This window comes from Phytohabitans kaempferiae (assembly GCF_042433955.1).
In the GTDB taxonomy this organism is placed as follows: Bacteria; Actinomycetota; Actinomycetes; order Mycobacteriales; family Micromonosporaceae; genus Phytohabitans; species Phytohabitans kaempferiae.
Map to the genome: position 1 here is coordinate 124528 of NZ_JBHLUH010000052.1, position 25943 is coordinate 150470.

Annotated in this window: 20 protein-coding genes and 1 tRNA gene; 6 read left to right on the top strand and 15 right to left on the bottom strand. The window is 70.0% G+C overall.

The genetic code is table 11. The annotated features are described in order from the left end of the window. Nucleotides 1-1644: an arginine--tRNA ligase gene (gene argS / locus ACFFIA_RS25040; protein WP_377254393.1), complete on the bottom strand. Its 1644-nt coding sequence runs from the start codon at nt 1642-1644 to the stop codon at nt 1-3. A gap of 181 nt (nt 1645-1825) precedes the next feature. Here argS and ACFFIA_RS25045 point away from each other — a divergent pair, with 181 nt between their 5' ends. The 4 genes from ACFFIA_RS25045 to ACFFIA_RS25060 all read left to right on the top strand — a co-directional run bounded on the left by ACFFIA_RS25045 (nt 1826) and on the right by ACFFIA_RS25060 (nt 4813). Next, nucleotides 1826-2695, top strand: a complete 870-nt coding sequence (locus ACFFIA_RS25045; protein WP_377254396.1) for a thioredoxin-like domain-containing protein — start codon at nt 1826-1828, stop codon at nt 2693-2695. 4 nt (nt 2696-2699) lie between these two features. Further along, nucleotides 2700-3362: a DUF305 domain-containing protein gene (locus tag ACFFIA_RS25050; RefSeq protein ID WP_377254399.1), complete on the top strand. Its 663-nt coding sequence runs from the start codon at nt 2700-2702 to the stop codon at nt 3360-3362. 615 nt (nt 3363-3977) lie between these two features. Next, nucleotides 3978-4679, top strand: coding sequence for a winged helix-turn-helix domain-containing protein (locus ACFFIA_RS25055; RefSeq protein ID WP_377254402.1), 702 nt, complete (start codon nt 3978-3980; stop codon nt 4677-4679). 62 nt (nt 4680-4741) lie between these two features. Beyond that, nucleotides 4742-4813: transfer RNA gene (locus ACFFIA_RS25060), tRNA-Arg, on the top strand. 727 nt (nt 4814-5540) lie between these two features. Here the strand turns inward: ACFFIA_RS25060 and ACFFIA_RS25065 are convergent. The 3 genes from ACFFIA_RS25065 to ACFFIA_RS25075 all read right to left on the bottom strand — a co-directional run bounded on the left by ACFFIA_RS25065 (nt 5541) and on the right by ACFFIA_RS25075 (nt 9428). Further along, entirely contained in the window at nt 5541-7340 is a 1800-nt protein-coding gene (locus ACFFIA_RS25065; protein WP_377254405.1) for a bifunctional metallophosphatase/5'-nucleotidase, read from the bottom strand. Between the two features lie 308 nt (nt 7341-7648). Beyond that, the gene (locus ACFFIA_RS25070; RefSeq protein ID WP_377254408.1) at nt 7649-8140 is read right to left on the bottom strand and encodes a TSUP family transporter; all 492 of its coding nucleotides are present in this window, start codon (nt 8138-8140) and stop codon (nt 7649-7651) included. A 175-nt stretch (nt 8141-8315) separates the two neighbouring features. After that, the gene (locus ACFFIA_RS25075) at nt 8316-9428 is read right to left on the bottom strand and encodes a CPBP family glutamic-type intramembrane protease (protein ID WP_377254411.1); all 1113 of its coding nucleotides are present in this window, start codon (nt 9426-9428) and stop codon (nt 8316-8318) included. Between the two features lie 315 nt (nt 9429-9743). Between ACFFIA_RS25075 and ACFFIA_RS42595 the strand changes: the two genes are divergently transcribed. Continuing rightward, nucleotides 9744-9854, top strand: a complete 111-nt coding sequence (locus ACFFIA_RS42595) for a hypothetical protein (RefSeq protein WP_512700722.1) — start codon at nt 9744-9746, stop codon at nt 9852-9854. On the opposite strand, the gene ACFFIA_RS25080 is transcribed toward ACFFIA_RS42595, so the two are convergent. The 11 genes from ACFFIA_RS25080 to ACFFIA_RS25130 all read right to left on the bottom strand — a co-directional run bounded on the left by ACFFIA_RS25080 (nt 9838) and on the right by ACFFIA_RS25130 (nt 21729). After that, complete coding sequence (locus ACFFIA_RS25080; protein ID WP_377254414.1) at nt 9838-9987, bottom strand: hypothetical protein; 150 nt, start codon at nt 9985-9987, stop codon at nt 9838-9840. The two genes, ACFFIA_RS42595 and ACFFIA_RS25080, sit on opposite strands and share 17 nt — an antisense overlap. A gap of 137 nt (nt 9988-10124) precedes the next feature. Next, nucleotides 10125-12470 carry a right-handed parallel beta-helix repeat-containing protein gene (locus tag ACFFIA_RS25085; protein WP_377254416.1) on the bottom strand — a complete coding sequence of 782 codons (2346 nt, stop codon included), beginning with the start codon at nt 12468-12470 and terminating at the stop codon, nt 10125-10127. A gap of 183 nt (nt 12471-12653) precedes the next feature. Continuing rightward, nucleotides 12654-12968, bottom strand: coding sequence for a hypothetical protein (locus ACFFIA_RS25090; protein WP_377254419.1), 315 nt, complete (start codon nt 12966-12968; stop codon nt 12654-12656). Next, complete coding sequence (locus ACFFIA_RS25095) at nt 12961-13410, bottom strand: YbaB/EbfC family nucleoid-associated protein (protein WP_377254422.1); 450 nt, start codon at nt 13408-13410, stop codon at nt 12961-12963. Before ACFFIA_RS25095 ends, ACFFIA_RS25090 begins: the two co-directional genes overlap by 8 nt. Next, complete coding sequence (locus ACFFIA_RS25100; protein WP_377254425.1) at nt 13403-14317, bottom strand: hypothetical protein; 915 nt, start codon at nt 14315-14317, stop codon at nt 13403-13405. The genes ACFFIA_RS25095 and ACFFIA_RS25100 overlap by 8 nt, the downstream gene beginning before the upstream one ends. Before the next feature lie 2 nt (nt 14318-14319). Continuing rightward, nucleotides 14320-17112 carry a hypothetical protein gene (locus tag ACFFIA_RS25105; protein ID WP_377254428.1) on the bottom strand — a complete coding sequence of 931 codons (2793 nt, stop codon included), beginning with the start codon at nt 17110-17112 and terminating at the stop codon, nt 14320-14322. Nucleotides 17113-17202: 90 nt separating this feature from the next. Continuing rightward, nucleotides 17203-17484 carry a WXG100 family type VII secretion target gene (locus tag ACFFIA_RS25110; protein WP_377254431.1) on the bottom strand — a complete coding sequence of 94 codons (282 nt, stop codon included), beginning with the start codon at nt 17482-17484 and terminating at the stop codon, nt 17203-17205. 53 nt (nt 17485-17537) lie between these two features. Further along, nucleotides 17538-17912: a hypothetical protein gene (locus tag ACFFIA_RS25115; protein WP_377254434.1), complete on the bottom strand. Its 375-nt coding sequence runs from the start codon at nt 17910-17912 to the stop codon at nt 17538-17540. Between the two features lie 69 nt (nt 17913-17981). After that, a complete protein-coding gene (gene eccB, locus ACFFIA_RS25120) occupies nt 17982-19394 on the bottom strand; it encodes a type VII secretion protein EccB (RefSeq protein WP_377254438.1) in 1413 nt (470 codons plus the stop codon). A gap of 16 nt (nt 19395-19410) precedes the next feature. After that, on the bottom strand, nt 19411-20808 hold the full coding sequence (gene eccD, locus ACFFIA_RS25125; protein ID WP_377254441.1) for a type VII secretion integral membrane protein EccD: 1398 nt from the start codon (nt 20806-20808) through the stop codon (nt 19411-19413). Nucleotides 20809-20814: 6 nt separating this feature from the next. Beyond that, entirely contained in the window at nt 20815-21729 is a 915-nt protein-coding gene (locus tag ACFFIA_RS25130) for a hypothetical protein (RefSeq protein ID WP_377254444.1), read from the bottom strand. 231 nt (nt 21730-21960) lie between these two features. Between ACFFIA_RS25130 and eccCa the strand changes: the two genes are divergently transcribed. Beyond that, nucleotides 21961-25932 carry a type VII secretion protein EccCa gene (eccCa, locus tag ACFFIA_RS25135; protein ID WP_377254447.1) on the top strand — a complete coding sequence of 1324 codons (3972 nt, stop codon included), beginning with the start codon at nt 21961-21963 and terminating at the stop codon, nt 25930-25932. The last annotated feature ends 11 nt before the right edge of the window (nt 25933-25943 follow it).

Genomic DNA, 25943 nt, shown 5'->3' on the forward strand with positions numbered 1-25943 from the left:
CTACATCCTCTCCGGCGCCGAGACGCCCAGCAGGTCAAGACCGTTGGAGATCACGGTACGGGTGGCGTCGTTGAGCCACAGCCGGGCGCGGTGCAGGTCACCGATCGGCTCGTCACCGACCGGGAGGATGCGGCAGTTGTCGTAGAAGCGGTGGTACGCGCCGGCCAGCTCCTCCAGGTAGCGGGCCACGCGGTGCGGCTCGCGCAGCTCGGCCGCCGTTGCCACGATCGCGGGGTAGTCGCCGAGCGCCTTGAGCAGGTCCTGCTCCTTCTCGTGCCCCAGCAGCTCGGGGCGGAAGTCGTCGACCTCGCCCCGGGTCAGCCCCACCTCGGCGGCGTTGCGGGCGACGCTGGCGGTGCGGGCGGCCACGTACTGCACGTAGTAGACCGGGTTGTCGCGCGTGCTCCGCGTCCACAGATCGACGTCGATGTCGATCGGCGAGTCGAACGAGAAGCGGGCCAGCGCGTACCGCGCGGCGTCGACCCCGATCGCCTCGACCAGGTCTTCGATCGTCAGCACGGTGCCCGCCCGCTTGCTCATCCGCAGCGGCTCGCCGCCCTTGACCAGGTTGACCAGCTGGCCGATGCGGATCTCCAGCGTCTGGTCCGGGTCGTCGCCGAAGCAGGCGGCCATCGCCAGCATCCGCCCGATGTAGCCGTGGTGGTCGGCGCCGAGCAGCATCACCAGCCGGTCGAAGCCGCGCTCGCGCTTGTCGAGGTAGTACGCGCAGTCGGCGGCGAAGTAGGTCCACTCCTCGTCCGACTTGCGCAGCACGCGGTCCTTGTCGTCGCCGAAGTCGGTGGTGCGCAGCCAGATCGCGCCCTCGGCGTCGTACACGTGGCCCTGCTCCCGCAGCCGGGCCAGCGCCACCTCGAGCTCACCCCGGGAGTGCAGGTCGGACTCGCGGAAGAAGAGGTCGAACGGCACGCCGAACTCGGCCAGCGAGCTACGGATCTCGCGCAGCATCCGAGCGACGCCCTCGGCCCGGAAGGTCGCCTCGTCGGCGTCGGGGTGCTCCTTCGAGATCTCGTCGGCGATCTCCTGGATGTACGCCCCCGCGTAGCCGTCTTCCGGCACCGGACGCCCCCCGGCCGCCGCGTGCAGCGAACGGGCAAAACGGTCAATCTGCGCACCGGCGTCGTTTACGTAGTATTCCGTGCCGACGTCGGCGCCGGTCGCGCGGAGCAGGCGGGCGAGCGCGTCGCCGAGCGCGGCCCACCGGGCACCGCCGATGTGCACCGGTCCGGTGGGGTTGGCCGAGACGAACTCCAGGTTGATCCGGCGGCCGGCGAGGCGGTCGCTGTGCCCGTACTCCCGGCCGGCCTGCACCACGACGCGGGCGAGCTGCCCGGCGGAGGCCGTGTCGAGACGGATGTTGAGGAAGCCGGGACCGGCGATCTCGACCGACTTGACCCCCGGTGCCCGACCCAGGTGGTCGGCGATGCCGGTGGCCAGCTCACGAGGCTGGACCCCCACCTTCTTGGCCAGCTGAAGCGCGATCGTCGATGCGTAGTCGCCATGCTCGGGGTTGCGCGGTCGCTCGACGGTGGTCGATGCTGGCAGGGCGGCAGGATCGAGCCCGCGCTCCGAAAAGAGCACGCGGGCAGCGGCGAGGACAGCCTCGGCGAGCTTGGCGGGAGTCACTGAGCAATGCTAGCGGGGGTACAGTGGGTGCCTCGGCGGCGACCCTGTTCGACCGGCTGTGCCCGCGCTCGATCCGCCACCCCCGTGACCGACCGACCAGACGAGGCACCATGAGCGAGCGAATCCTCCAGCAACGCGCATTTAGGGCCTCATGGGCGCCCGCAGCGAAGCGAGGACGGCTGTGAGCATAAGTACCCCGGCCGGCGACCAGCGCCGTCCCTCCGTGGTCAGCACCGGCAAGAAGGCACCGGCCGGCGCCGCCAAGTCGACCACCCCGGCCAAGTCGGCCACCACCTCGGCGCGCAAGTCCGGGAACGGCGGCGGCGGCAAGGGCGGCTCCGGCCCGTCCGGTGGCAAGGGTGGCGCCTCCGGCGGCAAGGGCGGTGGCAAGGGCCCGCGCAAGCCGATCACGCCGGTCAAGGTCAGCCAGGGCCGCAACTGGGGCCCGATCGCCCTCTTCGTGGCGGTCGGCGTGCTCGCGGCCGGCATCATCGGCTACGGGGCGTACGCGGCGTTCCAGGGCTCCCGCTCCTGGGAAGACCGTGCGGCCGACATCAGCGGCATCGTCAACTTCCGCGAGTCCGACCCGCAGATGGCCCAGGGCGGGCAGCACCAGCCCGGCAAGATCGAATACCCGGTCAACCCCCCGGCCGGCGGCCCGCACAACCAGGACTGGCAAAACTGCATGGGCGACGTCTACGACGCCCCGATCGCCAGCGAGCACGCGGTGCACAGCCTCGAGCACGGCGCGGTCTGGATCACCTACCAGCCCAACCTGCCGCAGGACCAGGTCGAGCAGCTCGCCGAGAAGGTTCGCGGCACGGAAAAACTGATGCTGAGCCCGTTCGAAGGGCTCGACAAGCCGATCTCGCTCCAGGCGTGGGGCTACCAGCTCAAGGTCGACAACGCCAGCGACAGCCGGATCGACGAGTTCATCAAGGCACTGCGGGTCAACGCCTCGGTCGAGGGCCCGACCGCCCTCTGCGCCCAGGGCATCACCGCCACCGGCACCGAGCCGCGCAACCTCCAGCCCCCGCAGCAGGGCGGCTGACCAAGTGGTGGCCACCGCCACGTCTCACGACGAAGCCGTGACCTCGCCCGACGGCCCCTCGCGGGTCGGCGGGCGGGGTTTCGGCACCGCGGCACTGGCACTCGCCATCGCGGTCGGCCTCCTCCTGGGATACGCCGCCGGCTGGCTCACGCCGACCCTCACCCGCCCCGGCGACACCTCGGCCGAGGCGGGGTTCGCGCGCGACATGACCACGCATCACACGCAGGCGGTGCAGATGGCGCTGGTCGCGTTCAAGCATGGGCAGGACAGCGCGGTCACCCAGTTGGGCGTCGACATCGCCACCGGCCAGCAGGGCGAGATCGGCATCATGCAGACCTGGCTGCGGCAGTGGCGGCTCGACCCGACCCGCTCCGAGCCGGCGATGGCGTGGATGCCGGATGGCGAGCAGTTCATGCGCGAGGGCGGGCTGATGCCCGGCATGGCGACCAAGGAGGAGATGGACAGGCTCGAGGCCGCGCGTGGTCATGAGCTCGACCTCCTCTTCCTCGACATGATGATCAAGCATCACCTGGGCGGCATCCACATGGTCGACGCCGTTCTCGACCAGTCCAGCAACGACCAGGTCACCGAGGCCGCCCAGCGCATGAAGAACACGCAGCAGGGCGAGCTCGACAACATGCGGGCCATTCTCGATCGCATTAAGTAGTTTTCTGGTTACTTAGCGCGACCTGACCCTTTTCGCCGTCGTTGTGCCGGCGTGGGGGTTGTTGTTGCTGCTCAGTCGTCAAACCGTCCGGCCGCCGGTGCTGCCCTGGAACCACTGTTCTCGCACCCGGCCGGTCCCCAGCCCTCGTCGGCCGACCCGGCGGCCCGGCCAGTTCCCGGTACACCGGTGGCGTTCCGCTCGCCCCCCACGCCGCCGCCGTCCGCTCTCACGCCGCCCGCGTCACCCCACCGACCGGTGGCGGCGCCCCGCGACCCGCGTCCGACCTCGGGGATTCCCGCGACCTCCCGCGGCGCGCGCCCCACCGCGGTGGCGGCGGTCCGCGCGGGCACTGTCGCAGCTCCGGACAGCGCGCGGCGCCCGGCCTCGGTGGCGGTGGCCCGCGCGGACGTGGCCGCCCGTGCGGACGCTGGTGTGGATCCGGAGGGCGTGAGGCCGGGCGGCGCTGCGCTGGCCGGCGCGAGTTCGCGCGGGGCGGCTTCGCGCGGCGCGGGGCTGAAGGGCGGCGCGGCTTCGCGCGGCGCGGGGCCGAAGGGCGCGCGACTGGAGGCCGCGGGCCCGGAGGCCGTGAGGCTGGACCGCTCGGGTCCGGAGGCCGTGAGGCTGGATAGCGCGCGACTCTCGGGCGGCGACGCCCGCCGCGGCTCCCTCGGTGACGCCCGGCGCCAGGCTGCCCACTGGTGCCGCCGCAACCGGGCCGGCGGCGACGGCACGGTGGCCGCCGCCCGCCGCCGCTACGGCGTACTCACCCGCGCCCAGGAACTCCGCCTGATCGAGACGATCCGCGACCGCTTCCCCGACCAGCTCAAGCTGACCGGTCCCCTGTGGAGCCGCCAGACCGTGGCCGCCCTCGTCGAACGCCTCTACGGCATCCCGCTGAGCCCCGCCGCCACCGCCCGTTACCTGCGCGCCTGGGGCCTCACACCGCGCGAACCGGTGGACCGCGCCTGCCCGCTGTGTGCCGCGTCCGTCGTTCGCTGGCAGGCCCAGGAGTACCAGGCGATAAGCCACACCGCACAGCGGCAGCGCGCCGAACTCTGCTGGGCCGGCAAGACCCGCCTCCACGGCGTGACCCCCGCCACCGACGTCGTGTCGGCCGTCTCCGCCCGCGGCCGCATCCGCTTCATGGTCACCACCGAGGCCGACCTCCCCCGCGAGTTCCTGACCCGTCTCCTCCCAACCTCGGGCCGCCCAGCACACGTGATCGTGGACGGCTCATGGTCGTGTACCGAGTGGCCCCGCCGCGTACCGGAAGGCGTGGTGCTGCACGCACTGCCCACGTGCGAGCGGGGGCGGTAGGGACGAGGCGGTGTCGGTTCGGCCCCGAGGCGGCAAGCCTGCTACTCTTCGTGGGTCACTGAGCCCCCGTAGCTCAGGGGATAGAGCACCGCCCTCCGGAGGCGGGAGCGCAGGTTCGAATCCTGCCGGGGGCACCCTCGATCAAATCATCTTCTAGCAGCCGAAACGGCGCCACTGACCAGCGCGGATGCGGGTCAGTGGCGCCGTTATCGTGTCCGGCTGTCACTGGCGCTGTCCGGTCATGAGCGGCCAGTCACGCCACCGGCACGCCACCGTTTAGGCGCGTCCGGGGGCCGCCTACCCGTGGCCAAGTGCCTGTTGAACCCGTTGGCGGTTGCGCTGAACGCCACGATCGAGGCACTTGGCGTAGACTCTGGGACGGCAGAAAGTCGACTATATCCAGCGTCAGGGTCTCGGTTCTGTCCACAATGGTCTCTGGCGGATGGCTGCTTTCTATTGGTTTGTCCGGTGCGGCGGAGTCCGGGGCAGGGTCCGCGGTCCACGAGCACCATGATCTACTCAGACCTCGACCCAAAAAGCTGTCTAGGCTTGGCGCTACTGGGGGCTGGTGTGGTCGTCGGCGGCCGGTATGTGCCTGCAACTCTGTCCTATGCGGACCGCGTTGGGGTGGGTGCGCGGGTCGTGCCCTCCTTCCAGGACCGGGATGCGCCCCGACACGGATCGAGCGGCCGGCTGTGAGCTGCGCGAACGTGATTGAAGCTCTGGCCATCGCGGCCGGACCTGTCGATCGGGGAATCCGCCGGGCACCGGGACTCCAACCCCGAACCGCGGATCAAGCGGAGGAGGGCCCCGCGACGGTGTGTGCGCCGTCGCGGGGCTTGGCGTTCACGATCCCGATCCTTAGGGGGATGTGATGCGGCCGGAGCCGCCTTCGGGGTAGGCGGCGGTGCTGATCACACCGTTGAGGTTGTCGGTGAGGTAGCTGGACAGGGCTTGCTGGTACGTCGCCCCGACAGTGGTGAACGGTAGGCCACGGAACGGGTACTGGTCGCCGCCGCGGGCGGAGAAGTCGTTGGTCGCCAGCGAGATCGCCGCTCCGTCGACGACGGCGCCGTTGGAGACGATGACCGTGCCGTCGTCGAGGACTGCCGAGCGGATCCGGTCGCCGGCGGTGAGTACGTTGCCGTCGTTGTCGACGACTTGAGCTGTGCGGCTCGGGTCGTAGCTGAACCGGAAGCCGGCCACCTGCGCGAAGCGCCCGTCGGCCGCCGGGGCGCTGGAGATGGCGTTCTCCAGGATCTGTTTGAACTGCGCCCGCGGTATGTTCGGGACCACCGCGACGAAGTTGCCGAACGGCGCGATCGCGAAGGTGTCCAGTTCGGTGAGTGGACCGGCGGGGATCAGCGAGTTGTTCCGGATCCCACCGCTGTTCTGCAGCGCTACTTGTGGGGGCGTCACGCCGTACGCGGCGGCGTTGGCCCGTCCGGTGGCGAGCAGCGCGTCGGCGAGCAGGTTGCCGAGGTTGGTCTCCTGGGTGCGCACACCGGGATCGCGCCGTCCTTCCAGCGCGACCTGCGACTGGGCGACCACGGTGGCGGCCAGCGCGCTGGTGTAGGCGACCACCGGTTCCACCACCGAGCGTTGCAGGTACGGGTCGGCGGCGACCGCGTCCGGGGCCACTCCGGAGACACGGACCGGGCCGCTGGTGCTGTCCACGCTGAGTACCTTGCCCCGGCGGTCGAAGTTGACCACCAGCCGGCCGACGTACTTGTAGTCGCCGGCGGTGGTGACCACCGGCACGTCGCTGCCGGCGGCGTCGCGCAGGCGCAGCGGGTAGCGCAGCTTGTCGCCGGTGGTCGGGTCGGTGGAGATGACATCGCCGGGGACGAGTGGGGTGTCGTCGGCGGCGAGTAGCTCGTCGCCGCCGCCAGCGATCGCCACGTCCACATTGCGCAGCAGGGGGATCAGTTCCCGGTCCTCGGCGAGGCCCTGCAGGTGACTGATCAGGATGATCTTGTCAACCCGCTGCCGGGTCAACCGGTCGACCTCGGCCTGCACGAGACCGGCGACGTCTTGGAGGACCTTTACGTTGCGCGGGCTGGAGATGGACGGCAACGCCGCAGTGGTGGCGCCGACGACGCCGATGCGCTCACCGCGTTCAGACAGGGTCGTGCTCTTGACGATCGTCCGCTTGCGGACGAGCGCCGCGAGGCGGGCCTCGTCGCTCATGTCGAGGTTCGCGGAGACGAACGGCGGCCCGTGCTTACCGAAGCCGGTGATGAAGTCCGCCAGCACGTCCGGGCCGAAGTCGAACTCGTGGTTGCCGATCGCCATGGCGTCATAGCCGACCGCTTTCAGCGCGAGCGAGTCGTAGAACGGTACGCCCTTGCTCAGGCTCGCGTTGAACGCCGGACCGGCCAGGAAGTTGTCTCCGGAGGAGAGCATGACCACGCCCCGCCGGGCGGCCTGGCCTCGCGGGGTCCGCCCCCGCGTCGCGTCCGACCTCAGTTCGTCCACCACAGTCCTGAACCGTGCCACACCGCCGAAGTCGGGGTTGCCGGGCGCGTTCACCAACTGCGACTCGCCGTCGTTGTTGTGCAGGACCGTGAGCGTGAAATCGGGCGACCGGCCGTGATGGGCGCTCGCCGCCGTCGCACTGCCGGCGACCGCCGTCACGGCGAGCACGACCACCGAGGTCACGGCGACCAGGCCACGCACGACGCGGCGAGGGAACACTACGCGGCGAGGGATAGGTCTCATACGTTGCTGCTCCATCTCGTGTGCGTGTCGCTCTGTTGTAGAGCGTTGTCAGGCCGCCGGCTGGACGACGGGTGGCAATTGGTTCCGTAGCAGTAAAACGCCCGCCATCCGATCTGGCCATCGGCACATGTTGCAGACTCAGGTACCGCCGCTGGGCGCCAGTTCATAGAATCCTCCAAAGGGCCGAGACCGGTGTCAGGGTGCCGACGCGTCCCGCGTCGATTCCCGCCTGTGACCCCGGAAGCTCTCTAGATCAGCGACGGGACGCTGCGTGCCCCGACGTACGTCGCGACCACCACCAGCACCACCGCGAGTGCCGTGGAAAGCCGCTGCGGGCTGACCCGGGACACCACCCGGGCACCGGCAAGCCCGCCGGCCACCGCCGCCGCGGCGAACCAGAGCAGGATCGGCCAGTGCGGCGCGGACCCGTGGTGGAGCCGGGCCGCCAGCGCCACCGCGCTGTTTACCAGGATCACCAGCAACGACGTCCCGACGGCGAGTGGCATCGGCAAACCGAACCCGAGCACCAACACGGGTACGACGAGGAAGCCGCCGCCGACGCCGAGGAAGCCGGTGACCAGCCCAACCGCGCCGGCCGGGCCCGCACTACCCCGGCCGACGACCCGGAGTTCACCGCACTCATCGCCACGGTGAAGGCCCGTGCTGGCCGAGTGGACCGGCCCCGGCCCGGTTCGCCCGCACGGCGTCGCCCACCAGAATCCGCGCACCGGGATGGTCAAGGGCCTGACCTCGGGAAATTTGGCGACGGCGGCCGGGGGCCACGATTGCCCGAGATGCGAGGCTAGATAGCAAATAGCCGTTGGTGCGTGTGTCGACCGACGGCTCGCCGCCCGCCGATGCGGCGTGCGGGTCGGCGGGCGGCGAGAGTGATCGGTCGGGTGGCCGGCGGAGCGGTCAGGCGGGAACGGTCACCGCCAGCCGCCGGCGGGTCGCCAGCCAGTTCACCACTACGGCGTAGCCGACCACCACGACCAGGTCCACCGCCAGTAGCTGCCAGGGCGCGTCCGCGGCGGTGGCCTCGCTGCCGAGTTCCCCGGTGGCTGCCGCCAGGCCCAACCCGGCCAGGTTGTTGACCACGTGCAGCCCGATCGCCGCCTCCAGACCGCCGGTACGTACCGTCAGCCAGCCGGTCACCAGGCCGAACAGCACCAGGTCGGCGAAGCCCCACCGGGTGCCCCAGCCGTGCGCCGCCGCGAAGACCAGCGCCTGCGGCACGATCGCGATCCACGGGTTGCGCAGATACGCCCCGACCGCCTGGAGCAGCCAGCCCCGGCACAGGTATTCCTCGGCCGCGGCCTGCAACGGCACCAGCGCCAGCAGTACCGCCATGCTGATCGCGAAGGTCCGGACACCGACCCAGCCCGTTCCTCCGACCTCGGCGGTGGACCAGTCCCCGGTGACGACGAGCAGGCCGGAGAAGCCGCCCACCATCAGCACGACCGTCGGCACCGCCAGCAGCAGGCAGAGGCCGAGCCAGCGCCAGCGCAGCCGGCCGGTCACCGAGGAGACACTGCCGGCCGGTCGGGCCTGCGCCCAACGCGCGGCCAGCAGGACCACCGGAATCAGCACCGCCAGCGACACCAGCAGGAAACCGGTGTCGGCGAGCGGGCCGAAGCTCGGCGTGCCGTCCGAACCGTCCGGCTGCCCGGTCAACTCGGCGGCCACCACCCAGGGCACCGCGACCAGCAGCGTCAGGACACCGATGCCCACCAGCACCAGCAGGGTGCCGACGACCGGGCGCCACCAGCGGTGCGCGGGCGTGCGAGCGAGCCGGTGGTACGCCGTCCCGGCCGGGGCCGGCTGGATCCGCCCCGGCCTCGCCGTCCCGGACTGCGGGTACGGCTGCGGATACCCGGCCGGAAAGGACTGCCCCACCGGATGGGGGTGCTGCGCCGTCGGATGCGGCCCGGCGGCACCCGGATACGCGAAGGCCGACGGTGCCGGCGGGCGTGGATCGGTGGCGGGAGGCAGGTCGGCCAGGCGCGGGCCGGTGGGCGAACTCGTCATGCTGCCAGCCTGTCGCGGGCCGGCGTCCATCGCGTCGCCCGCCGGCACGATCCGCCCTATACCTCAGGTTGTGCCTCGCGGCGCCCTGATCGTCGTCGACCTCGCCGTGCCGCGTCGGCAGCCGGCCTGTCGGTCCGGATTGGACGGTCGGATGTCCCCAACGCCTCATGCGCCGCAGTCAGCTGCACCAGAAGCTGACACGAGGCGCGCTACTGGTTGGCCTCGCACCCCTGTCCGCTATACGGAACTGATCACGCTCGTGTTCCTACGCACTGCGGAACTCGGGCCCCACGGTCACCCACGAGCGGGCAGGCAGTGGCCGTCGCCGGCAGTCGCAAGGCAAGTGAGGAAGGGCTGCGGATCGCTCGAGCCGTCGCCACCACCCTGGCAGGTCGCAGGGTGACCGTGATCACCGGAGCCGCTTGAGGTGCTGCGCCGGACCGGCGCGGCTGGCGACCCGTTCCCGTAGCCGGTGCGCGAGCGCGAGCCGGCCGAGCACGTACAAGCCGAGCAGGTCCTGCCGCGCGGTGTCACCGCCGGATGCTCGTGTGTGGACCATGATTTCGCGCCCGATCGCCGCCGGTTCCCATCGCACCCACCTTCGCTCGACGAACCATTTCGTCAAGGTAACGAACGCGGTCCATGGTGAGTTCGAGAATCACGTGAGGGGAATCCCTACTCCTGCGGCCTCCCCCACTACCCGAGTGCGTCGTTGATGGCCACCGGCAGGTCCTCCACGGTGAGCAGGGCCAGTTCGGCATTGTTGACGTCGGCGGCGACCGCCAGCCGGGACGCCTGCATGTCGGCCATCCGCTCGAAGACCTTCCGCGCCTCACGGCCGTTACCGAACGTGCCGTCCTTCGGAATCCGGTCAAAGTACGTCAGTAGCGCCGACGCCGCTCCCGGGTCGAGTTGGTAGTCGTGCCGGGAACACTGGTTCTCCACGATCGTCACCAGCTCGGCCGGGCTGTAGTTGGCGAATTCGATCGTCCGGCTGAAGCGGGATTCGAGCCCCGGGTTGGCCTGCAGGAAGCGCTGCATGTCGGCCGAATAGCCGGCGGCGATGACGACCACTTCGTCGCGATGGTCCTCCATCAACTTCACCAGCGTGTCGATCGCTTCCCGGCCGAAGTCCGGACCGGTGCCGCCGCGCCCGGTGCTCAGCGTGTAGGCCTCGTCGATGAACAACACGCCGCCCAGCGCCGAGTTGAACGCCTCCGTGGTCTTGATCGCCGTACCACCGATGATCTGCGCGACGAGATCGGCACGTGCCACCTCGACCAGGTGCCCCTTCTTCAGCACCGCGAGCTCGGCCAGAATGCGGCCGTACAGCCGGGCGATTGTCGTCTTTCCTGTCCCGGGCGCGCCGGCGAAGACCAGGTGTCGTGCCATCGGTGGGGCGGACAGGCCCGCCTCCTGGCGGCGCTTGGCCATCTTGTTCAGGTTGACAAGTGAGGTCACTTCCTGTTTGACACCGTGCAGTCCGACCAGCGACTGCAACTCGCGCAACGGGTCGGACCCGCGCGCCACCGGCTGACGTTCCTCGCCTGGGGCCGGCGTCGGCGCCGGGGCGGCGGCCGCCCCGGTACTCGCGCCGTAGGCGTCCGGCAGCCGGTTGCGGCTGCTGGTCAACCCGTCCACGGTCAGCTGGGCGTCCGGATCGTGCTGCCGCAGGCCGGACCCCTGGTTGTCGCGCACCTCGCAATCCTTGATCCGGATCTTGCCCGGCGTGCGTACGACGATGCCGTCGCCGGCGTTCGCGGTGAACTCCGAGTCGACCGCGGCTCCGGAGGCCCCGTCAGCGAGGACCAGGCCAGCACCCTCCGCGTCGTGTACCCGGCAGGCGGTCAGCGAGATGTTCGCCCCCGGGCCGGCGGTTATCCCGTCCGCGCCCACGCCGGCGATCTCGGAGTCGGTGAAGGACACCGCGGCGTCCGAGACCACGATCCCGGCACCGGCTCCGCCGCGCAGGCTCAGCCCGGTCACCGACGGTTGTGCCCCGCTGCCGATCGTCATCCCGACGCCACCGCACCGCTCGATCGTGACGTTCTCGAAGCGGCCGCGTGCGCCGTCGACGACTTCGATGGCCGCCCCGTCGCAACCGAACACCTCCAGGCGGTGCAGCAGCGGGTCGGCTCCGCCGTCCAGGCGTACGCCGCCGCCGGTGCAGTCGGTGACCACCATGCCGGTCAACTCCGGTACGCTCCGGTCGCCGATGCTGACGCCGACCCCGGCGACGTTGCTGGCGGCGCAGCTTTCCAACCGGCCGGCAGATCGGCCGCTGAAGCGAAATCCGCTGCGTCGGGTGCCGCTGACTCGGCAGCGGCGCAGCGTGGGGGCGGATCGTTCACCGGTGAACACCCCGTCGGCGGCGCTGCCGTCGACCACGCAGTCCTCCAGTACGGAGGTGCCGGTGGTCGCGAGGTAGACCCCGACTCCCCTGGTCTTGCGCACGGTCAGGCGCCGTACGGTCGCTTCGGACTGCTGCTCGGCGGCGAGCGCTGGCTTGCTCGTACCGCTGATCTCGGTGTCCTCGATCGAGATTCGGCCATGGCCGTTGAGGCAAATGCCGTTACCGCGGGCCTCCCGCACGACGCAGGCACGTACCCGCAGCTCACCATGCTCCGCGACGACCACCCCGGAGGTGCCGAGTTGCTCGACCCGGCAGTCGTCGAGCATGCTGCCGACCGCCGAGGTCACCACCACTCCGGCACCGACCTGGTTGGTCACCCGGCTGCCCCGCATGGTCAGCGATCCCTGGTCGCGGACGAAGACCGCCGCCCACGCCGATGCCGTCAACTCGCACTCGGAGACACTCAGCTGTCCGGCGGTCAGGGCCAACGCGGGACTGTCGCTGTCCGAGGCGGTGATCGTCAGCCCGGACAGTGCCGCCGACTCGGCGCCGAGCACCACCGGGATGCCGGACTGCGGGCTGATTCTCACGGTGCCCGGTCCGTCCTGAGCGGCGATTGTAACGACCTTGGTCAGGACCAGGTTCTCGGTGTAGGTACCCGCCTGCACCGTGATCACTGATCCGTCCACGGCGGCACGCACCGCCTCACCGAGCGTTCGATAGCCAGACCCCGCAGCCTGGCTGACGGTAATCCTGCGCTGGCTCATGCTGGCCCTACCTCCACCCACTACCCGGTCAGCTCCTTTTCCCGCGGATCACCGCCTGCCGGCCAGCGTCGACGCCCCTTCCCAGGACCGTCGATGTCCAATCGATCAGTTGTCCGGACCGAGCCGTTGGCCGTTCTCCCCGTCGAGCTTCACAAACTCGTTGATCGCGTCCCGGCCCACCTTGCTGAGGTCGGTCAGACCCTCGACGACGACGCCGACGCCGTCCAGCGCGTCCAACGCATTCTGCTCGCGCTGGCCGCCGAAGGGCCGACCGTACTCGTCGTTGCCCCATGGCTCGACCACGGTGGACCGGATGTTGACCACCCGGGACAGGGCCGCATCGATGTCCTGGCCGATGCCGGAGAGCTGGCTGAACATGCGGAGCGCGCCGTCCGGGTCGATCCCCGTCTCGTCAGCCATCACCGTTGCCCTTCGAGTCGGCGGCCCGGAAGATCCCCGGCAGGTCTATTGCTGAAGTCATCAGGCCACTGACGACCTCGTTGAGGTTCGCCTTGCCAGCGGCCAGGTCACCGAAGTTGACGCCGGGCAGCACCTCTCCGCCGGCCATCGTGTCGATCTTGCCAAAGGCCTGGGACCGGCCACGCCGGATGACGTCCAGCACCATCTCGGCGAGTTCGTTCGGTGCCATCGTTCGGTACTTCGTGTTGTTGAACGTCAGCCGGCTCACCTCGCCGCGGCCGTCGAAGGTCGCGGTGAGCATCTTGTTCGCAGATTCGACCGTGGTGCTCGCCTCGTCCAGCTTGCGGTGGAACTCTTCGAGTTTGCGCTGCTCCTCGGCGAACTGGGCGAACATCGCCTCCAGCTGGCCCGACACGCGCCGCTGGCCGTCCTCGTCAGGCATCTCGATCTCCCCTCAGGAACTTTCCGAACTCACGGTCCAACCCCTTGGTAACTTCCTCCTGGGCTTTCTCGATCCGGTCGCGCCGCCCGAGGACGTTCCAGCCCTCGTCCTGGCGCCCCCAGGCGCTCTGGTCACCCTGGATCGCGTGGCTGGCCCGCCGCTGCTGGTTGCCAGTCTCCTGGTGCAGGCCACCGGCACCCGCCATGCCACCCATGCCGCCCATCGGCATCATTGGCATCATTGGCATTCCGCCGCCGCCACCACCAGCTGGAGGGAGGGTCGGATCCGCCCCGATCGCGGGCCCGACCGGCCGGAACAGCTCGACATCGATGTCCGCGCCGGACGCCAGGATCAGCGGCTCCTCCTCGTCGCGGGCCTGCCGGCGCCCGTCGACGCTGAACGACGGCTCGTCCACCAAAGCCAGCGCCGGTGGGGAAGTACCGCCGAGCGCGCGGCCGACATCCTGGTACGCCAGAGCCACATCGTGCAGCACGAGCTGTGCCCGCTCGTCGTACGCGCCGGCCGGATCCGGATCGGCCGCCCGCTGCGCCCGCAGCTCTCGTACCCGGGCCTGGCCGGCGGCAAGCGCGCTCGCGGTTCGCCGCAGTTGCTGACCGTACTCACTCTCATCGAGATGGTGCAGCAGCTCGCGGGTTCGGCGCAGCGGCGCGGCCAGTCCCGACACCCCGACATTCCCGCCAGACCAGGCGAGGTCGGCGCCCTGGCCGCGCCAGCAGTCCTCCAGCCGGCTCAGCGTCCGTTCGGTTGCGGCGGCGATGGCCCGCAGGCTACGCCGCGCATCGTCCAGCAGCCCCGCCCCGCGTTCAACCTCCGCGCACTGGGCCGCGTCGAGCGCCGCGGCGATCTGGTCAAGGGTGCACGGCCGGCCGGTCGTCGTCTCCCCCATGCTCAGTCACGACCCAGCGCCGTGCTCGAGACGGCCTCGGAGTCGTCCTCGCCCCACATGCCGTCCTCACCGACCAGCCAGGTGTTGCGCTCCCGATCCCGGTCGCCCTGGTGGCCCATGCCGCCGCCCATCGGCGGGGACATCGGCATCCCCGAACCGCCGTGCGGCATCATCGGCGTCGCTGACATGCCCGTGGACTGCGACATGGGGACTGCGACAGTTCCGTCGGTCACCGGCGCCAACTCCAACGGCGCGGGCTGGTCGCCCTTGCCACCGCCGGAGCCATCTCTCCCAGCGGGGCCACCGTCACCAGCGGAGAGACGGCTACCCTCACGCCGCTCGTCGGCCCGGTCCGCGTCATCGTCACTTTCGTCACCGGAAAGGAAGTCCGAGATGGACGTATGGTTGCCGTCCTCCTCGATCAGCTCGTCGAGCACCTCCTCGACGGCTTCCTTGGCATCGGTCAGTGCCTCGACCCGCGCCTCGCGTTCCGCCTCGGTCTCGCCTTCGCCCTCGCCGGCCAGTTCCTTCTCGATCAGTTCGTCGAGCGAGTCGGTAACCGCCTCTCTTGCCTCGGCCAACGCGTTGTCACGAGCCTCCTCAAGTACGTCGGGAATCCCGTCGCCGTCCGCGTCGACCTTGTTCGCCAGGCTGCCATCGCGCCCGGCCCCTTCCTCCCCGTCGAGCGGGTCGCTGGAGACGAGCTCGTCGATGGCGTCGGCCGCGGCGCGCTTGGCGTCCTCCAGGGCGTCGTTGCGGGCCCGCTCCTCGTCATCCGCGGCGCCGCCGGAGTCCTGCCCGTTTCGGCCGGTGTCACCGACGTCACCGATGGCATCACCGGCGGCCTCCCGGGCCTTGTCGAGCACGTCGCCGTCCACGTCGTCGCCGCTGGCGAGATCGCGGATCGCGTCGTCGACAGCGTCCTGGGCCTGCTGCAACGCCTGCTCGCGGGCCTTCTCCGGCGACACGTCACCGGCGCCCTGCTCGCCGAGGTCGTCGATGGCCTTTGCCGCCGCTTCCCGAGCGGCCTCCAGCGCATTCCGCCGGGCCTCGTCCACCTCGGGATCCCCGGTCGGCTCTTCATCGAGTAGCTCCTTGACGGCGTCGTCGGCGGCCTTGAGCGCATCGTCCAACGCCGCTTGGCGAGCCTCGTCGGCGACCGGGTTCGACGACGAAGTCGGCGGAGGTTTCCCGGCGCCGTCGCCGGTTCCGCCGCTGATCAGGTCATTGATCGCGTCGTTGGCGGCGTCGCGGGCGTCGGCCAGCCCGTCGTTGTAGGCCCGGTCCGCCGGACTGGACTCGGACCTCCGGGAGCCGCCTGGTGACTTGGCGAGTGGTTCGCCCGGTGAGCCGCCGCCGATGCCCGCCGCCGGGCCCATCAGATCGCTGATCGCGTCGTCCGCGGCTTTGCGGGCGTCCTCCAACGCCTTGTTGCGCGCATCCGCGGCCGGATCCGGACCGGAGCCGTCCGAGTCAGATGCGTCGGATCCTGGGGCGTAGGAAGCCGGGGTGTGGGAACCCGGGGAGTCGGAACCGCCGGATCCCAGGTTGTCGATGGCGTCGTTCGCGGCGTCGCGGGCATCCTCCAACGCCTTGTTGCGCGCCGCCACCCCGTTGTCGCCGGCCCCGTCGCCCTGCCCACCGTGCATCTTGGCTTGGCTGCCCGGCCCGAGCCCCTCACCGCCGCCGGCACCCTCGGAGTCGTCCGCAGACCCGTTCGCAAGCTCGTCGATAGCGTCCTGGGCGGCATCGTTCGCTTCGTCCAGCGCGGCGTCGTACTCCGGATTCCCGTTCTTGAGATTGTTGATGGCGTCTTCGACGGCGTCGCTGGCGTCATCGTATGCCTTCTTACTGACGTCGTCTCCGCTGCCGCCGCCGCTGCCGTCTCCCGCGCCGTCACCCTCCCCGGTGCCGTCACCCTCACCCGCGCCGTCACCCTCACCCGCGCCGTCACCCTCACCGGTGCCGTCACCCTCACCGGTGCCGTCACCCTCACCCGTGCCGTCACCCTCACCCGTGCCGTCACCCTCACCCGTGCCGTCACCCTCACCCGTGCCGTCACCCTCCCCGGTGCCGGCGAAGCGGCGGCTGTGCGCAGCAAGGGCTTTGGTCGTGTCGTTGCTGGTGGTGTCGATCGGCTCAAGCAGGCCGATTTCCAGCTTGCGCATCCGACCACCGATGTCGCGGAACTCATCGGACAACTCCACCAGCCGGACCCGGATCTGCGACACGATCCACCGGTTCGCGGCAGCGACGGCAGCCTGCTCGGCCCGCTCGATGTCCTTCGCCTTGGCCGCGCCCGCGCCGTCGACTCCGTCGTAGATCTCCTCGACCATTCGCCGAGCGTCCGCCTTCAATGCCGTACGCAGCCGCTGGCCCATCTCGACGATCTTCCAGAACGTCGCCTTGAAGTGGTAGAGGGCGTCTCCGACGTCGTGGACCTGCTTGTGATAGCGGCTGCTGTCCAGGACGTGGTAGACGCCCTCACGGCTCTTGCTCTTGAGTGTGTTGACGTGCTCGGTGAAGGCGGTGGCGGCCTCGCCGGTGAAGACCGGAGAGTTACCCGAAGTCAGCTTCTTGACCTGGTCGTCCAGGTCCTCATGGATGTCCTGCAGGGCCGTGGTGGCCTTCTTGACGGCCTCGGAGGCATCCCACCACGGCGGCGCGACATAATGCCCGGTGCCTTTGATGTCCGAGATGTAATCCTCGATGTCGTCCATGGTCTCGACCTGCGCGAACGTCTGGCCCATCGGTGGGCTCTTCTCGTCGAAGGTGCCGACTTCACCAACGGCCACGACTCACTCCACCCAGGTCATCGAGGGTCACCACGATCACTACGTCGAGGGCGGCCGGGAATCCCTCGGACCCCGGCGCCACTCACTTCGCTACTTGTTGAACCGGTTACCGGAACGGATGTCCAGCTGCTTCATGTCGTCCGACCGGAGCTGCAGCTCCTTGGCCAACCCGTACACGATCGTGTTCATGTCGCCGAAGTTCTGCTCGATCCGCCTGGCCATCATGTTGTAGCTTGCGGCTGCCGGCCCCGTCCAGCTGTCCAGGGCATTCCCGGTCTCCCGCGCCAGACCTTCGATCAACGCCTCGACATTGCGGTTGATGCCCTGCATCTGAGTGATGCCGTCGAGCAGGACATCGTAGTCGTATCTCATTCTCCCGTTTGCCACTGCTGTTCCCTTCGTCTCGGTGGCCGCAGCCCAGCGGCTCAGATGTCCCGGAGGATGTCCACGCCGGCAGCGCCGATCCCACCCGCGTTGGCGTGGTCCTGCACGCCGAAGTCCCCCGTCGTGCCGTCCACGTTGCCGGCCATATCCCGCAGGTCGGCGACGATCAGGTTCACCTCATGGACCCAGGCTTCCCGAGCGTCGACCAACGCCCTGATCATGTCGCCTTCGCAGGCGTCGTCCATCAGGTCAACCGCATCGCTGAAGCTGGCCTTCTGCCGGTCCACGTCGTCGGCCGTCGACCGGTGATCGTTGGCGACCTTGTTCGCCACCACCGGGTCGAGGTCGGTGTTCTGATTGGCGGCCATGGATGCCTTCCCCTCCCGTTCGGACAAAGCGTCGATGTTCGCGACCATGCAACCAGTCAGGACTCACGGGTGCGGGCCGCCGCGGACGGGTGCGATATACGGCGGGGATATCCCCCGTCAACTGCCCCAGACCTGGCTGGCCAGCGCCGCCGCCGGGTCCAGCACCGGGCCGGTCGGCAACAGTTCCAGCAGCTCACCGGGGACGTCGGCCGGTTGCGCGCCGCCGTACCCGAGCGCCTCGGCACCCGCCGGAGACAGCGGGTACTTCACGCCGTACTCAGAGATCAGGAACATCGCGCCGCCAACGGTGCCCGGCGCGTACGGGTTCCTGGCCAGAGCTCCCATTCCAGGCGCGATCATGATGCGGTCCGCCGTGCTGGTCGCGGTCGCCGCCCGCGGGATCGGCAGTGCGCCGGCCACCGCGGTTGCCAGCACCCGGTACAGCCGCACCGCCAGGGTGGGACCGACCGACTCGAAACCGACGCAGGGCAGCCCGCCGCCGCCGCTTATCGGCTGCGGCGGGATCGGCGGATACCCCTCAACGAACTCAGTGGTCGCGGCGACCGGTGCCGCCGCCAGCTCGTCCGGACGTACCGGGACCGGCCCCACCGCTCCGTCGGGATACGCCTCCCCGATCGCCGGATCGGCCAGCACCAACGCGGCCGCCGTGGGGCTCAACCGGACCAGGCCGTCAGAGCGGACCAGGAACTGCTCGGTCGCCTCACTCGCCGGTCTGCGTACCTCGTACACCTGGCCGACCCGGGTCGGCCGTCCGCCGACCGGCGGACCTGGCTGGCCTCGCCCGTCGACGATCGGAAAGATCAGATCACGGCCGGGCGGAATCGGGTTCAGCCATGCCGGCGTCACCAGCATCGGCGCCGTAGCCGCGTAGCCGAGCGCCACCGCGGTCGCCGCCGCCGTCCGATACCGGCGACCCTGCCAGACCAGGTAGTTGTTCCCGTCGGCAGTGCGGACCAGGAACCCCTGGTCGTCGCGGAGCGGCACCGGATCGGCGAGGTCGCCCAGCAGCAGCGTCACCGCGGGCACCCCGGCCGGCGACGGCGGCGGCGCACAGACCGTCCACGAGCCACGGTAGAGCCGGTCCGCGGCCGGCACCGCGTCCGGAGCGCCGACGATGCCGATCGGCGCACCCACCGGCACCCCGGTCAGGGAGTGCCGGGACACGCGCACGATCCGGGCGTCCATCCCGCCACCTAGCACCAGGCGGGCGGAGGCGTAGTTGAGCACCGGCCGCAGGGTCCCGTCGAGCAGCAGGTAACGCGCCCCGGACTCCTTCACCGCGATGATCACCCCGGGTTGCTTCCAGGAGCTGTCACCCCCGGGCCGGAATATCCCGTAGATGCCGAACCCTCCCGCGATAACCACCGCCAGCAGGATCCCGATCACGAGACCGATCATCGGTCGGCGGTTGGGTGGCTCGTACGGATCGGGCCGGCCCATCATCAGCGCGGCGTTGAGCCGGCCCAGAATGTAGAAGTACGCGTGGACCTGATCCCGGCGTGACTCCATCGACGACGATCTCCCGTCAACTCGCCCAGGCGCGGACCATCTGGTAGATCCCGAGCACCGCGCCGAGCAGTGGGATCAGCGACACCGCGATGACGATCTCCAGGATGTCGACCGTCCGGCCCCAGTAGGGTCGCAGTCGCCGGCCGGGCAGGGTGCCGGCAGCGGTCAGGACGGCGCCGGCGACGGCCACGACCGCCGGCGCCAGCACCGCCGTACGGGCCAGATCGGTGCGGTCCGCCGCGAACCGCAACAGGTCGAACAGCACCAACGCGAGGGCCGGCGTCAACGTCGCCCAGCGGACGACCAGACCACTCAGGTGCCGCGACCGCATGCTGATCAGCGTGGCCAGCACCAGGGCCAGGATCATCGGCCACCCCCCGCCGGGGGCGACGAGCACCGCCGCGCCGACCGTCTGCGCGGCGCCCACCCCGACGGTCAGCGCCGCGTGGTAGGCCAGACCGGCGGATCCCCGGTCCACCACCATCCGGTACGGCGCGGGATCGATGTCCTCGGAGAGTTGCTCCGGTTTGCCTGGCAGCAGCGGCAGCGCCAGACCACCGAGCCGGAATCCGAGCGGCGGCAACATCAACGCGATCAGCAGGGTCAGCACCAGTCCACAGGCGGCGGCCTCCTGCGGGGTCACCGGCCCCACTGCGGCCAGCAGGGCGGTCACCGCACCGGTGGCGACGAACGAGATCGCCCCGGTGAACAGCAGCGCTCCGGCGGCGACGAGCGCGGCACCGGCGACAAGCATCACGAGCGCGGCGAGGCTGGCCAACGAAACCCGGACCGCGGTGTCGGAGTACGGTGCCAGTGCCTCGGCGCCGAGCCAGCCGGCCATCGCCGCATAGGCCGTCGCGGCAGCGGCCAGCAAGGTCCCGGTCTGCGGATCCGGCACCGCCCTGCTGACCAGCCCGGCGGCGGCGAGCAGGGGCACGGCGAGCAGCGCGGCGACGCCGGCCCGCAGCCCCACCGGCCCGTCCAACCCGAGCACCAGCAGACCGCCGGCCAGCACCAGCGCGCCTATGGCGAGCAGCATCGCCCGGGTGCGGGGAACCGACCAGCGGTACGGGCTGGTGCGCGACTGATCCGCGACCCCGTCGACCAGGTCGTCGAAGTCGATGGGTGGCAACTGCTCGGCCCGGGGCCGAAAATGCAACGTCTCACCGTCGAGCAGGTGCAGCTCGACAGCTGTCCGTTCCTCGTCGAGCGGCGCCTGGCCGAGGCGCTGCACCACCCAACCGTCGTGTTCGGCACCGTGGTCCGCGGCGTCCGGGTCGAGTTGGAGCAGCACCTCGGGGAGCAGGTCGACAAGCGGGGTCTCGCCGGGCAGGACGATGTCCGCCTTCCGTACGCCGAGGACGAAACGCAGCCGGACCGGCGCGGCCAGACGTTGCCGAGCGAGACTTTCCATGCTGGCTTAGTCCTCGTCGGGCTCTGTCCACTTACTGAAGGAGTTGCCTCTGCTCCTCGGGATGTAGACATAAGGCTCACTGTTGAACCAGTAGATCTGCCGCCCCGCCGAGTCCGTCTGAACCTCGCCGTCGATCAGGTAGCTCCGATAGGTCCGCTGCGGCGGGCCCTTCTTCTCCTCCCATTCCGTGTACACGCTCTGGTCCGGCTCAACAGCGACGAAATTGTCGCCGGTCGGCGGTGGTGGCTTGCTTTCGTCGTCCTTGTCGTCCTTCTCGTCCTTCTCGTCGCCGTTGTCGTCGTCCTTGTCGTCCTTCTCGTCCTTCTCGTCGCCGTTGTCGTCGTCCTTGTCGTCCTTGTCGTCCTTCTCGTCGCCGTTGTCGTCGTCCTTGTCGGGCGACAGGTCTATGCCTTTCTTGCCTTCGCCGGCGTCCTCGATGGTCTCGCCGTCGGCCAGGTCGATATCCTCGTCCTTGTCCTTGCCGAGGTCCTCGACCTCAAGCTCGTCGCTCATGCCGTAGATGTCTTCCGGCTTGAACTTGGTCGTCCGTTCGCCGTCTTCGAGGTTGTACAGCTTCTCGTCACCCAGGTCCTCGTTGTCCCCGGTGTCGTAGTCGTCCTTGGCCTTCATCTCGGTCGGGGTGAACTCGGCATCGGCCATGCCCTCGACCGCAGTCTTCGCGATGTCGGTCGCGGCAGCCACCGCGTCGCCGTTGCTCATGTCGACGCCCTCGAACGCGTCAGCGACCTTGTAGAGACCCAGGCTGATCTCGTCGAACGACATCCCCAGATACTTCGCGTGGGTCACGATCGCGTCGCGTCGGTCCACGAACAGATCCTCCAGCCACTCGGCCACGTCGAACTTGCCGGCGTTGGGATCCATCGTGCTCAGATTGCGGAAGATCTTGTCATAGTCGTCCATGATGGAGCTGATCGCCTTGGCGACCTTGCGCAGCTCCTCCGGCTCGACTCGCGTTTCGGCCATGAACGCCCCCCTCCTGCTATGGTGGGTCCGTCTTCCTTCGGGTCCCCGGTCGCCCTGGCCAGCGAAACCAGAACCCACGAGACGGTAGGCGCGGCAGGCCCGTACGCGGACACGCACGGGTCGGCGCCGGGCCGATCGAGGGGAAACCCCTCACCGAAGGAGACGCCCGTGGGCACAGTCCCCTACACGCGCAAGGCCCGCCGCGCTGGCCCCGTAGCGCCAGTCGAGGAGATCGCCCTCCAGGAGCCGCCGGTCATCCCGGAGCCGGCCGAACGCGGCATCAGCGCGGTGCTGATGCTGGCCCCGATGGGCATCGCATCGCTGGCCATGGTCCTGATGTTCCTGCGCCCGAACGCCGGTGCGCTGGCGTACGTCGGGGTCTGCCTGATGGTGCTCGCCGCGATCACGATGATGATCGTGCCGCTGGTGCGTAACGCCGGGCAGCACAAGCATCGGCTCAACGGCGAACGCCGCGACTACCTGCGCTACCTCGGGCAGGTAAGGCGCAAGGTCCGCAACTCACTCGTTGAGGAGCGCCGTGCGGCGCGATGGCTGCACCCCGACCCGGGCGCGCTCTGGACGATGGCGCTCAGCCAGCGGCTCTGGGAACGCCGCACCTCCCACGAGGACTTCGGCGAGGTCCGGGTCGGGCTGGGAGCCCGACGATCAACCACCCGGCTGGTCGCGCCGCAGAGCAAACCGATAAGCGACCTGGAGCCGCTCGCCGCGCACGCGCTACGCCGTTTCCTGCGCGCCTACGCCACCTTGCAGGACGCACCGATCGCCCTGTATCTGCGCGGCTTCGCCCGGATCGGATTCCAGGGCGACGGAGCTACCGCCCGCGCGACCGTCCGCGCGATGCTGGCCCAGCTCACCATCGCGCACTCGCCGCAGGACCTGTACCTGGTCGTCGCCGCCACCGGACCGGCGTGGGAGTGGGTGAAGTGGCTGCCGCACGTGCAGGACGATTCGGTCCCGGACGTCACCGGCACCCGACGACGGGTCGTCGACCAGCCCGACGAAGTCGACGAAATCCTGGTCGCGCTCGGCATACCGGACCGGCCCGGCTTCGAGCCGGACACCCCGGTCACCGCCGTCGAGCCGCTGGTGGTGCTCGTCCTCGACGGCCCCGCCCTGCCGGCCGGCCACCGGCTCGGCACGGACGGCTACCGCAACCTCGTCACCCTCGACGTGCGGGCCACTCTCGGCTGGGAGTCCCAGCCGCACACCCTGCTGCTGCAGGCTACGAAGGACCAGCTCAACGTCGTCTCCTTCGACCATCTCGGCAAGGCAAGCAGCAGCTCACTGTGCCGTCCGGATCAGATGAGCATCACCTCCGCCGCGGCGCTGGCCCGTACCATCGCCCGGCATCGCGTCGGCCAGGGCGGCGAAACCGAGGAGCCGTTGGCCACCGACTACGACCTGGCCGGCCTGCTGCAACTCGGTGACCTGACCACCTTCGACCCCGCGGTCTACCGGGCGGGCCGTACGGCGGCACAGCGGCTGCGGGTTCCGATCGGGATGACCTCGACCGGCAGCACGATCGAGCTGGACATCAAGGAGGCTGCCGAGGGCGGCATGGGCCCGCACGGCATGCTGATCGGCGCGACCGGTTCCGGTAAGAGCGAGCTGCTGCGGACGTTGGTGCTCGCCCTGGCCGCCCGACACACCTCGGAGGAGCTCAACCTGGTCCTGGTCGACTTCAAGGGCGGTGCGGCGTTCCTCGGCTTCGAACGGCTGCCGCACACCTCGGCAGTGATCACCAACCTGTCCGAGGAACTCGAACTGGTCGACCGGATGCAGGACGCGCTGACCGGTGAGCTGAACCGGCGTCAGGAACATCTGCGGGCCAGCGGGTATCCCTCGCGGCGTGACTACGAACGGGCCCGTGCCGACGGCGTCTCGATGGAACCCATGCCGGCCTTGTTCATCGTCGTTGACGAGTTCAGCGAAATGCTCAGCAGCAAGCCGGAGTTCATCGACGTCTTCGGCATGATCGGCCGGCTCGGCCGCAGCCTCGGCGTGCACCTGCTACTGGCCAGCCAACGGGTCGACGAGGGTCGCATCCACACCATCGAGTCGCACCTGTCGTACCGGATCGGTCTACGGACCTTCTCCTCCATGGAGAGCCGCAGCGTACTCGGCGTGCCGGACGCCTACGAGCTGCCGAACGTCCCCGGCAACGGCTACCTTCGGCCAGACACCCAGACGCTGATCAGGTTCAAGGCGGCCTACTGCTCGGGGCCGTGGCACCCGCCGAACCAGCGGCGCCGCACCTCCGGGCAGGGTGGAGTTGTTCCGTTCGGCACCCAACACCTGCGTCCGGAGCAGCCGGTCGACCCGCAGCCCGAGGACGGGGCCGACAGGCTGGAGAAGCCGCCGATCCTGGCCGACATGCTCCTCCAGGTGCTGCAGGGACACGGACCGGCTGCCCATCAGGTGTGGTTGCCACCGTTGACCGACACCACGACGCTGGAGAAGCTGCTCCCGCCGCTGGTCGAACACCCAACCATGGGGCTGGCGCCGATCGGTGGCTTCGGTACCGGGCAGCTCACCGTCCCGGTCGGCCTGATCGACCTGCCCGCCCAGCAGCGCCGCGAACTGCTGCAGGCCAACCTCGCCGGCAGCGCCGGCAACGTTGGCGTCGTCGGCGGCCCACAGTCGGGCAAGAGTACGTTGCTGCGGACCCTGATCTGCGCGCTGGCGCTCACCCACACCGCCGCCGAGGTGCAATTCTACTGCCTGGACTTCGGCGGTGGGGCGATGGCCTCGCTGTCCCGACTGCCGCACGTAGGCGGCGTCGCCGGTCGGCTCGACCGGGACAAGGTGACCCGTACCGTGCTGCAGATGACCACCCTGCTGGCCCGCCGGGAGGCCCTCTTCGCCGAGCACGGGATCGACTCGATGGCCAGCTACCGGCGGGCCCGCGCCACCGGCGCTTTCCGGGACGTCGACCCGTACGGCGACGTGTTCCTGGTCGTCGATGGCTGGTACACCGCCCGACAGGACTTCCAGGAGCTCGACGACCGCTTCGGCGAGCTGGCGGCGCGCGGACTCGGCTTCGGCGTGCACATGCTGGTGTCCGCCGGCCGGTGGTCGGAGATCCGACCATGGCTGCGCGACGTGCTCGGCACCCGGTTCGAACTGCGGCTCGGCGATCCGGTCGAGTCCGAGGTCAACAGTCGGGTCGCGGCCACTGTCCCGGCGATCCCAGGGCGCGGTATCACCACCGACCGGCAGCACTTCCTCACCGCGCTACCTCGCATCGACGGGGACCCCAGCACCGAGGATCTGTCCGAGGCGACCGCGGAACTGGTCGAGGCGCTGGACGTGCCGACCGCGGATCGCGCCCCCAAGGTGAAGCTCCTGCCGGATCGGCTGCTCGTCGCCGAGCTGCCCGCGCCGACCGCGCCGTCACGGGAGGCGGAGATCCGCATCCCGCTCGGCCTCGACGACGTACGTCTGGAGCCGATGTGGCACGACTTCGACGCCCACCCGCACCTGCTGATCTTCGGTGACACGGAGAGCGGCAAGACGAACCTGCTGCGGCACATCGCCCGCAGCGTCGTCGCCCACCACACACCCAAGGAGGCCCGGATCGTCTTCGGCGACTCCCGGCGTGAGCTGCACGAGGCCGTCCCGCAGGCCAACCAGATCGGCTACTCGATGTCGGCCGAGCGGCTCGCCGCCACCATGGCCGAGGCCGGGCAGGTGCTCACCTCCCGCCTGCCGGGACCGGACATCCCGCCGAGCCAGCTGTCCAAGCGGGACTGGTGGACCGGTGGTCGGCTGTTCATCCTCGTCGACGACTTCGAACTGTTCGAGGGCGGTAGCCGGGACTCGCCGCTCGGCCCGCTGCTGCCGCTGCTGCCGCACGGCGCCGAGATCGGCCTGCACCTGATCATCGCCCGCAGCACGGCCGGGGCCGGCCGGTCCATGATGAACCCGCTGCTGCGGCGAGCCTGGGAACTGGGCTCGCCAGCGGTCCTCTTCTCCTGCCCCCGTGAGGAGGGCGCCTTCCTCGGCAACATCCGGCCCCGAGTCCTGCCACCGGGCCGCGGCCAGTACGTCGACCGCCGCCGGACGGTCCGGCTGGTGCAGACCCCCGAAGTGCCACTCCCCGAACCGTCGGAATCCTGAACGGCGGGCCG